General features: G+C 46.0%; 6 protein-coding genes. All 6 read right to left on the bottom strand.

Features of this window, described 5'->3' with window-relative positions:
• Positions 1–171 precede the first annotated feature (171 nt).
• The gene (locus JGK11_RS31225; protein ID WP_293214285.1) at positions 172–528 is read right to left on the bottom strand and encodes a hypothetical protein; all 357 of its coding nucleotides are present in this window, start codon (positions 526–528) and stop codon (positions 172–174) included.
• Positions 529–541: 13 nt separating this feature from the next.
• Positions 542–3,889, bottom strand: a complete 3,348-nt coding sequence (locus tag JGK11_RS31220; RefSeq protein ID WP_293214283.1) for a CHAT domain-containing tetratricopeptide repeat protein — start codon at positions 3,887–3,889, stop codon at positions 542–544.
• 315 nt (positions 3,890–4,204) lie between these two features.
• Positions 4,205–4,810, bottom strand: coding sequence for a Uma2 family endonuclease (locus JGK11_RS31215; protein ID WP_293214281.1), 606 nt, complete (start codon positions 4,808–4,810; stop codon positions 4,205–4,207).
• A gap of 296 nt (positions 4,811–5,106) precedes the next feature.
• On the bottom strand, positions 5,107–7,500 hold the full coding sequence (locus tag JGK11_RS31210; protein ID WP_293214279.1) for a transglutaminaseTgpA domain-containing protein: 2,394 nt from the start codon (positions 7,498–7,500) through the stop codon (positions 5,107–5,109).
• A gap of 339 nt (positions 7,501–7,839) precedes the next feature.
• Entirely contained in the window at positions 7,840–8,913 is a 1,074-nt protein-coding gene (locus tag JGK11_RS31205) for a hypothetical protein (RefSeq protein WP_293181761.1), read from the bottom strand.
• On the bottom strand, positions 8,906–10,087 hold the full coding sequence (hetZ, locus tag JGK11_RS31200; protein WP_293181759.1) for a heterocyst differentiation protein HetZ: 1,182 nt from the start codon (positions 10,085–10,087) through the stop codon (positions 8,906–8,908). Before hetZ ends, JGK11_RS31205 begins: the two co-directional genes overlap by 8 nt.
• Positions 10,088–10,343 lie beyond the last annotated feature (256 nt).

Below are 10,343 nucleotides of genomic sequence, written 5' to 3'. Positions count from 1 at the left end.
GTAAGGCTAACACTGCATAATTTCAGCCCAAAAGCGTTTGGCTTCCAAGTTTTCACAACTGATAAAAAAATCCGACCCACATCTGCGGAATGTGGGCTAAATAAAAATGTAGGAACCCTACAATTTATCCCATCGCCTTGGGGGTTGCTATTATTTCAACCGCCCAGTCTTCTATTTTGACTGGTTGGGGAAACTTTCTTGAATGGCATTTAATAGCGTTTCTTTGGCAGATTTGGGAGGTGTAGGAGTTGGTGGAGGATTTATTTTTTTGCTTCCGGGTAGGCGATTCTCCGTAGATTTGGTTGCTGCTGGATACAACTCTTTGCGAGTCTGGCGTAATGCTTGTTGAATGTCGGTGTACTTTGCACACCATTCAATGATATCATCAGCCAGTTCATCCTCTGTTTCTCGGAAAGTATCTTTTGCTTGATTAAGGTCTTCATGCCTATTGTCTATCAAAAACAGGGGTTTATGATTTTTGATGAGGTGTATGAAGGCGTTGATATTTTTCTGATTAATTTCCAGCATACTTATTTGATTTCTACTGACCAGTTGCACAAAATGCAGCCCAATGATAATGCGATCGAAAAGGTGGTTGTTCTGTCGAGTCTAGATGATCGAGCATATCGTATAGATCCTCTTTTAGGGAGGGACGTATCGAAAGTTTGCTTGTCCACTGTTGTAACTTTTCTACTGTAACATCCCGCAGCCAAAGTTGAGCTTTGTTGAGGGCAAGAGCGACGCTTAACCCGGCTTTGAGATTCTGATAAAATTCTATCATCAGCAATGAAGTAGACAAATCATTAACTGCCCAAAGTGTCGGTACTACACTGGAACTCCCGGCCACCAGAAAACCGCTAGGTAAGCTGATATATTCATCGCTGATGCTTTTAAAGTCGCTGATGCCGGTTTCGCAGGCGGAGAGGACTACTAGGCGACATTCTCGGAAGTCGAGGGCAAAGATGTCTGCTAAGGTGAGGCATTTGTCAAGGTCGAGAATGTTGCCATTTTCTAACGGTTGATAACGGTTGGGATTTGATTCTGCTGGCGCTGGCGGGGGTAATTCGCTGTCGGCTAGCTGCAATGCGGAGAGCAAAGGTTGCTGAAAGTTAAAGTAGCCGTGACAGCTAAAGTGGGCGCAGTGGGCGATGCGGAGGCGGTTGTCATTTATGGCTGATTTTATGGCATTATTTTGGATAAGAATATCTTGATTTTCGGCTGGGAAATTCTGACGGATGGCTGGTACTTCTATATCGGTAAACGGCAGGTTATTGTTGGGATTTTGGACGGCAAATAGGTGTGTAAAATTGGGGCGTTCTCGCCTTTGTGCCTGTTGCAGCAGTTGGCAACTGGGGGCGTACCGGACACTTTGTTTGAAGCAATCTAGCAGGCAAGGATTAGTGGGTTCGGGAGACGGGGTTTCTGAATTAAACCGCTGCCAGGTTTCACGGCTAACTGGCAAGGCGTGAAGGGGGAGAAGGTGCAGGTAGCGATGGGGAATGAGAATTAGTTGACTGCACTGTTTGGCAACTCTTCCCAGAAGATCGTTGAGATGCAAAATATCAGCTAGACTTTGGAGGCGGGAGGCTAGGTTTTGCTGCCATTGAGTTTTGTTTTCTTGGTAGTCTTTCAGATACTCGTTGAACCAATTTTCTAAGGCTTTAAAGTCGGTTTTTGAAGATTGCCAGACTATCGGAGTTGGTGATTCTGGGGTGATGATGAAAGCAAGAAGTCTGTCGCTTGTAATGTACCACTGAAGGATAGCGGTGTTTTCTGCTGTGAGGGATTGAATGTCGCTGTAGGAGATGCCTTTAACTTCTTGGGTGAGTGCGAAATCGGGGTCTATGGGTTTAATTTCGCGGTCAATCAATTCATTTAGTTGTTGACGTAATTGGGTTAGATTGGTTTGATCGCGAATGGTGGTTTGTAGGTTGTCGATTTGGGGGCTGCGTTCTCCCGATATCCTGCCGCCATTGTTGTTACGATTTGTCTGTTCGATGTCCACTCGTCGCTGTTCGGTATCAATTTCTCGACGCAGGCGCGAGAGTTGGTTGATAACGGTTTCGGGAATGTCACCTTTGGGGTAGAAATCGCGGGTGGCGAGGAGTTCGACTAAGTTGCGGGCTTTGCTGCGTTCGGCGTATTCTATGGCTTCGGTGTAGTTTTTTAGTTCGATGCAAACTTCTACCATATTTCGATAGAGTTTATTCCATTCTTCGGCTAATTTCTGTTTAGTTTCATCGCCAGAATGAATCTCACTCCGCAGTAATTCTACGGTGTTAATGGCTTCAGCAAAAGTATCGTGGGCTAGCTGCAAGTTGGGAACTTTTCGATAGGCAATCCCTAAATTAAATAAGGTTTCAGCATGGTTTTGGGGAAAAGCTTCGCGGGTGCAGACTTTCAATGCGGCTGTGAAAGATGTGAGTCCCTGCTCGATATTTTCTGCCCTCTCTCCCCGGATTCTGAGCAAGTAGGTAATTGCTAAATTATTTAACGTTGTTGCCCATTGTTCCGGAAATTCCTCGTGGGTAAAGACTTCCAGTGCATTATTGTAAAATACGATCGCCTGCTCGATATTTTGTTCCGGCTCTCCCTTGATTCTTTGACGGTAAGCTTCTCCCAGATTATTTTGCGTCTGCGCCCTTTGTTCGGGAAATTCCTCGTGGGTGTAGACTTCCAGTGCAGCAGTGTAATATGCGATCGCCTGCTCGATATTATCTGCCCGCTCTCCCTTGATTCTTTGACGGTAAGCTTCTCCCAGATTATTTTGCGTCTGCGCCCATTGTTCGGGAATTTCCTCGCGGATGCTGGTGCGTACTTCCAGTGCTTCAGTGAAAGATGCGATCGCCCTTTCTATATTGTCTGCTTTCTTTCCCCTGATTCTGGAATAGTAGGCCGCCGCCAGATTATTTTGGGTCGTTGCCCAATCTGTCGGAAAGGTATCGCGTGTACGAACTTTTAGTGCATCTTGGTAACAAAGGATCGCCTTTTCAATATTGTCTGCTCTCTCTCCCCTGATTCTGTATACATAGACATTTCCCAGATTATTTTGCGTCTGCGCCCATTGTTCTGGCTTGGTTTCAAAGGTACGAACTGAAAGCACGATTTCGTAGGTCGCAATAGAAATTTCTAGGTTTTCAGCCCTATTGCCTCTAGGGAATTGGCAAATCTTAATACCAATATTTTCAATGAAAGCAGCAACTCGTTCAGCTTCTTTAGGGTCTTCTATTCCACCCAGTAATCCAGTCATAGTTTGTTGGAAAAGTGGAATAAAATTAAGATTTAGCTTATCTATATTTGCTTGTAATACTGCATAAACGTGGTGCGTATCCCCACCAAAATTATTTTGCTCTGTCTGCACCAGCAATTGCAAAAACGCTAAATAATCACGTGGGGAGATATTCTCAAAATTATTACGTTCAGAGGATGTGAAGCCCAAGAATTCTCCTACCTCACGGGCAAGATTTAGCAAATAATTAGCCTGATTATCCTCTCCTTCCGCTGCCAACGTTGCCGCTACCGCCTCGCAAGCTTGCAGAAACCCAGCATCCAGCAATTGGGAGTTATCCTGTAAAATTTGCGGTTCCTCACCGCTAGGACAACTCAGTAGCGCATTAATCAATTGCAGATAAGCAGAATTGCGGTCTGCATTCCCTCCCTGCGTCTCTTGAGCCAAAGCTTGACTAATTTGCCCCGCCAATTGCTGCAAAAAACCCGCATTTTCTTCACCATCCGCCGCCATCCGACTCGCCACTTCCTGCATCACTTCAATCAAGCCTGAGTCAACAAACTCAGAGTGCTCCTGCAATACATTCCCCTCTTCCCCAGACGGACAACTCAGCAGCAATTGAATCAGATTCAGGTAAGCTCGGACGCGGTTTTCATCCATGAGGCGTGACTTTCAACATTCTTTATTCCCTCATTTCTAGCACAAATACAAGCAGCCCCAGCTAAACTGCAATAATTATTTAATTTTCCAATCTGGCGGCCTAATTGCTCAAGTTTTGTTGACAGATTACTTGATTTGTGATTTGTGAGGTTTGTCTGACGTTCCTAGTTGGTCGATTTTGATGAGATAAGTAGTTTGCGATTCGAGAAAATACGGGACATCGCAGTGCCGATATATGGTAACTTAACCCCAAAGTCCGCCAGGGAATTAATTCCCTGCTGGACTGCGGGTGTAATGCAGAGAAACCCGGCTTTTTTACCCGCCATTAAAAATTTGTTCCGCCGTCAAAGTCAACTCTGGAAATACCACCGACTCAATTCTCTCATTTCCCCGAAACAGCTTAACCTGATATTCACCATCTACCAATTGACAAACCGACAAAGTAGGCTGTTTCGGAGAACCAATATAACGGCTACCTCCCAAACCCAGATAATCGACAATCCAGTATTCAGAAATGCCTAATGCTTCATATTCGATCATCTTATGTGCATAATCATCGCGCCAATTTGTGCTGACAACTTCAATCGCGAGAAAAATCGATGAGCCTTGAGTAATTGTTGAGGATTTTGCCCATAAAGGCTCTAACGCTAAAGCATCACGATTAACTGCTAAAACATCAGGCAAATAACCTTTTTCTTGTTCTGGAGATTTAATGAGGGCATTCTTGGGGAATCGATAGGGAAGTTGCAGTCGCCGAGTTTCTAGGATTAGTTCTGTCTGCAAAAAATCAACAACTTCTTCATGTTTTCCTGTCGTCTGCATCTCAATAATAACTCCGTTATGTAGTTCATAGCGTCCGTTTTCGGGCTTCCATTCCAGAAACTCATCGAAAGTTATTAACTTGGATATTGCTTGAATCATGGGAAAACCTCCAATGTTCTAAGATTAGTTTAACATTAAGAATAATTAGTATTCTATTTTAGTTAGAGGTAGATGAATAATTTGATTTTGATATTCATTAGGAAAAGAAGATTCCGAAATCAAAATTGATTCATCTATGTTTTGCCCAAGGCTTAAATTCGCACTTTAAATAAATATTATATAGCCTTTCTTGAAAATATGAGGCATGACTGACAGCTTATATAACTACTAAACCTGGAGGGCTAAAGCCCAACTACGTACCTCATATGAGACTTGCATTCCGAACGATCGAACCTTTATTTGAGGTTGGGCGTTGTGAATTTTGACAACCAGCGGTTTTTCAGTTTCTTTAAGTGCGATCGCCTTAAATTATCCACCAACCGCCGCAACTGATCCAAATTTCCCGCTTCGCCACCGTACTTCCACCGCACGTAAGCTTGCGAAACTTCCTCAATTACCTCAGCTTCATCGGTTGCATGATGGCCGCGCATTGCCTCAGCATACTCCAAAGGCGTTTGAGCTTTCTGCTTGGCAAATCCCCGACTCGCCAAATCCTTCAACATTTGCTGATAAACCCCCTCTACCGGCGGTAACTTACCCAGCCAACGCCGATAGCGCCACTTGCGCCACCCTTGCCAAATTAACCAGCCAATGAAGCCAAAGCCGATCGCACCAATCAACCCAGTAAACAACCCAACCCAACCCTTAGCAAACTGTCCCAGAAACCAGCCCAGAATCAAAGTGATCCAGCCAATTACAAAACCGATAACCGAATCCAGCCCGCTTCTCAGAGGCGTCGGTAGCCAACCTGCGATCCACTTCCAAAACCATTCCAGCGCGCTAAAAGTCTGGTTGTCTTCCACCGAAGCCGGCATCAACGGATAACCTGGAATCGGATTAAAACCAAACCAGCCGTAATTGGGAAAATATACTTCCGTCATCATGAAAGCGTCGGTATTTTTTACCACATACAAACCAGTAAACGGGTTGAACTCCCCCGTATCGAAACCGCCAGCCACTCGCGCCGGAATCCCGATCGATCTGAGCATAATTGCCAGTACCGTCGAAAAATGGTCGGGATATCCGCCTGTAACCTTTTTGCCGTCTTGCGTGTTTTGATAGCCAAACAGAAAACCCTCGACTAAATCTTCTGTTTCTTTCAAGTAAGGCAAAGCTTTTACAAGTTTATAATTCGGGTTTTGCTTCAAATATTGAGCTAAATACAAAGCTTTTTCGTAGGGAGAATCGATCGCCCTGTCTGACTTAGCTACTCTTGTTCTCGCCAACAAAATTTCTTCGGTTTTTTCTCGCACCTTGGCGGCAATTTTCGGCGGCACGTCCAAATAGAACTTGCGAATATTTTTCGGATAATTAGTACCAGTTTGCCCCAACCCGGAACGATCGCGAACAGGTACATTAGAAATCACCGTATAAGTCAAACCTTCCCGCAATTCCACAGGCGATCGCAAACCGCCCTCCGCATCCACCGCCACATCCATCGTCGGAAAATACAGTTCCTTCGGCTTAGCCAAAGCCGGAATCAAATTCGGCAACTGAGCAATAATAGTATAACTTTGAATCACCTCTTGAATCCGAGGCGCATTCGGAAAAGGATTCAGATAAAATTGAAAAGACCACCTAGGTCTATTCACCTTTTCAGCTCGATCGTTGCGAGAAATTTCCCAACCCTGACCAGTATACTTGTCAAAGCCCAACACCCGCCAAAAACCCGCCGCTTGCGATCGCACGCGCATCACCACTTGGGGTTTCATTTCCCCCCGCAAATTCTGATTGATGCGCTGGTTGAAACCGTAATAAAAAGTAGAGTCCACCTCTCCTGGCCCTTTGTCTGGGTTTCTCCCCCTTCCTCCGCCACTTCCTTGTTCATTTCCCCCTCTGACATACCCCGGATTTAAAATGCTGCGCGAGTCAAACTCCCCCTGATATTGAATGGGAGCACTGACAGGAAAAGTCCGCAACTGATAGCCCGGGAGGCGCGGCAAAAACGCAAAAATAGTCAGCCCCAACCCGAGAGTTATCGCTAGCAGCCAACCAAAATACTTGGGGGATAGAGTAGCAGCAAATAGTGACCAGTTCTTATTTTTGGCTGCACCTTCTACTTTCTGCTTGCTATCGTCTGCCTTGGAAAGTCCCAAGCGCGATCGATAATCCAACACCAAAGTCGGCAGCGCTAAAGCCAAAAACACCACTAGCAACGGCCCAAAAGTCAGCGTTTGACTGATAGTCGCCGCTACACTCAACAAAATCAACCCGATGACGATCGAATAGCCCAAATCTTTGCGGCGCGGCAAATCGAAGCTGTGTAACACTTGAATGTTAATTAACAGTTGCGCCAAAACTAACCGGGTATCGTTCAATTCTCCTACCAAACGGGTAAAAAAAGCCAACAGCGCCACCAGCATGGCAATAGCTATGCAGAACTTAGCAGCCACATTGCGATCGCGGCGGCGGTACCAACTCCAAGTTGCCCCCACAATGCTAACAGGCACAGCCCACAGGTTCAGCGCTTCTTCAGCAGCAACGTCTGTCGCCACAATGCCCACAATTACCAACAACTGAACCAGGATTCGCAGCAGCAAAGAATCCTCAATCACCGGCGGAGGCATTGCCTCAATCTGCTCCCACAGCTTACCCAAAACAGGTATCTTTCGCAGGTTATCAGTTGTCATGTGCACCCATCCAACGATTTTAGATTTTAGATTTTAGATTTTAGATTGAATCCACAGATAAATCTGAGAGGGCTTTAACTAAAATCTAATTTTTTTTGCTTTTCACGAGCGAGGTCGGGGGATTGAATTTGTTTGTGTGTGAGGTCAAACCCTAGAGGAAAAACATACATTATTTACTCTAATTTTACCAGAAAGACTTGGCTTAAAGCCTCTCCCTTGTAGGGAGAAAGTAAAATTAGACTATTCATTACTCCAATCTTCTTCATTCCAGGTAGAGGTAGCTGTCAACTGTCAACTGTCAACTGTCAACTATCAACTGTCAACTGTCAACTAAACTTTCTAGTTGCTATCTTGTCCTGACAAAACTGGACGAATAGCAAACATCAGAGGTCTAGTCTCGAAGTTTTGGAATCGAACTTCTAAGGCATAAATCTTATCCGGTTGCGGATCGAACAACTCCACACTTAAATGCCCGGAATTCGGACGATGTGCAGTTGCTTCGGCATCTCCTCCCTTGAGTTCCAAACTTCCTCCCCCAGGAAATTCGCATTCAACTCTTAAACACGGCCTTGGTGGTTCTGTATTGCGGTTGGACAGGTATTGAGCTTGCAGAGTCAGCGAACCCAAAGCTGTCAACCATTCTCGGGAAACCGGCGGCTGATTTACAGGACAATCCAAAGTTAGAGAGTCAATGATTTCTCGGGCGGCCAACAGCGACATGAGCATTTGTTGATCGGTAGTTGCCACTTCGTAATTCGGTAAATCTTCTACTTCTGAAGCTGTAATTCCTCTTGTCGCACCCAGAAGTACCATACCAGCTAATTCGTTAAGTTCCTGAGACTGGTCTGGAAACAAGCTATCTACAGCGCGGACTAACTTTGCTCCTTCCCGCAGTGACAACATTACCAATTCCTGACAAGGTTCTAGCAGTTGAGCAAAAACCCCTTGGGCGATCGGAATTGGCAGGCGACCCCATCTAATATTTTGTAGTTGGGGAGTCCAGATGTGTAGGGGGGGAACCCATTGGGGGGCTACATCGTCTGGGTAGTCGTGGTCGTAACTTTTAATTTCTGTTTCCCAGGGGAACAGAGGCGGGTTGGATTCGATTTCGGCTCTAAGCCTTTCTTTTAACAAGGTCTGAAAACGGTCTTGCACGGTCGGTATATCTCCAATAGTCAGCGGTTGTGCGGGTGCATTGCTGTGCCCCCTCACTTGATAATCCAGCGGGTCTGGTTCGTCCCATTCCCAGTATTCCACCCCAGAATTGTCTTCGTTGCCCCACTCTTCTGAAGAAGGGGGCAGATTGAAGTTCTCCTCATCTTCGCTAGAGGCATTCTCGATCGGCGCCTGCAATACCCAGTCTAAGAAATGGCGCTCGAAAGCCTCTGCATCCCTGTTCGTTTCGTTATTCATCACTAGATGCCCCTTCTCCGGAATCTGAACGATTTCGTAATTCCCAGGCAAGTTCGAGTAATTTAAACCACCGTTTCTGTACCTGGGCTACCGTGCTGCCGAGGGTTTGCGCGATCGCTGACTCCGACAGACCCTGTTGCTTCAACTTTAACAAACGCTGCCCCTCTGGCCCGATTTGGTCGCCAAATATCTGCCACTGGGAAGGCAGCAAACCCAGATTTTTATCTAAGTCTGCTTCCAGCCACTGGTGAACCAGTTCCCAGCGGTGCGACATGGCAAACCTGAGCAAATGGTACTTAAAGCGTTGCTGCAAATAGTCTCTTTGACGGGGAGTTATGTTTAGAAGCGACTCTATTTCATTAGTCGGCAAGTCTTGCAAGCGCAATATGAAATAATCAGCGCATTCTTGTTGGTTGCGCTCTTTCAAATACGCCACTAATTCATCAATCACATTTTGCCGCAGAGATTCTGACTCTTCGCCTTGAGGGCGAATTGCCGAGGAACCCTGTCCTGCCATCGCTTCCCGCACCGAGTGCACCGACGTGTCGTTCCAAGTTTGGTCGGAATCTGAAGCCCCTCCATCGGCGGCTTGTTCCATATCCACGGAGGTTTCTTTGGGTTGCTGCTGGGAAAAAGTTTGGGCCCGCAAAATAATTAGTTGCTGGCTCCGGTTGCGAGGCAAGGGAATGCGTCGCTTGCCAAAACGCTCTACAAAGGCCATGTACTCTGCTAGTTCTAAGCGAGTGCGAGGACTGTAGGTAGGTGGCAGTTCGGTTTCCCGCCGGAATGCCTTTAAAGCTTCCAGATAAAATCCTTGCAAGAAATCTTTGATCAGTTCTACTCGCGCCTGATAGCTAGACTGCACCTGTGGAGGGGTGATGTAGCGATAGACGATCGCGCTGAGGGTACTGTGCAATTCTACTCGCCCGGGCCCGGAGCCTAAAGTGTAATAGTGGAGGCATTGTTGCAAGCGGTGCTGAGCTAGACTCTGGGCTGAACCCTCTATGTCTCCCGAGTTTTGAATTCTCTGACTTTCTGTGCATATCCTGTTGACTTCTGCTGCGAGTCGCCCTGCTACATCTTGGCAATTCTGCTCAGACGCGCGAGTGGACTTTTTGAGTTCGTCTAACAGCAGTTGAAATATGGTTTCCACGCTCTGGCAGATTTCCCGCATGATTGTTTACAGCTCACATTGAAATTAGCACAGTTAGTAGCAGTATGGAGATTTTTTTTCTACCGCTACTTGCTCCGGTATTTCCGGCACAGGACAAACTGCAATGTCCTCGATCTCCTGTTCTACAAAAATTAGGGGGTTAGAGCCTCGTCCTTCCAGGACTACTTTATTCTAGAAATCCTGTTGCCATTTTGTAGAAATTGGGTAAAATCAAACAAGGAGGTGATGCAAGTGTTCAATCTGACTTATGAATTCA

The organism is Microcoleus sp. PH2017_34_RAT_O_A, assembly GCF_020737885.1.
Taxonomy (GTDB): domain Bacteria; phylum Cyanobacteriota; class Cyanobacteriia; order Cyanobacteriales; family Microcoleaceae; genus Microcoleus.
The sequence above is the reverse complement of the archived record's forward strand: the minus strand, read 5'-3'. Positions and strand labels throughout refer to the sequence as shown.

What these genes read in the sequence shown, in the direction of transcription:
- JGK11_RS31205 (WP_293181761.1), bottom strand. Translation starts at nt 8,913, where the DNA reads ATGAATAACGAAACGAACAGGGATGCAGAGGCTTTCGAGCGCCATTTC.
- JGK11_RS31220 (WP_293214283.1), bottom strand. Translation starts at nt 3,889, where the DNA reads ATGGATGAAAACCGCGTCCGAGCTTACCTGAATCTGATTCAATTGCTG.
- hetZ (WP_293181759.1), bottom strand. Translation starts at nt 10,087, where the DNA reads ATGCGGGAAATCTGCCAGAGCGTGGAAACCATATTTCAACTGCTGTTA.
- JGK11_RS31210 (WP_293214279.1), bottom strand. Translation starts at nt 7,500, where the DNA reads ATGACAACTGATAACCTGCGAAAGATACCTGTTTTGGGTAAGCTGTGG.
- JGK11_RS31215 (WP_293214281.1), bottom strand. Translation starts at nt 4,810, where the DNA reads ATGATTCAAGCAATATCCAAGTTAATAACTTTCGATGAGTTTCTGGAA.
- JGK11_RS31225 (WP_293214285.1), bottom strand. Translation starts at nt 528, where the DNA reads ATGCTGGAAATTAATCAGAAAAATATCAACGCCTTCATACACCTCATC.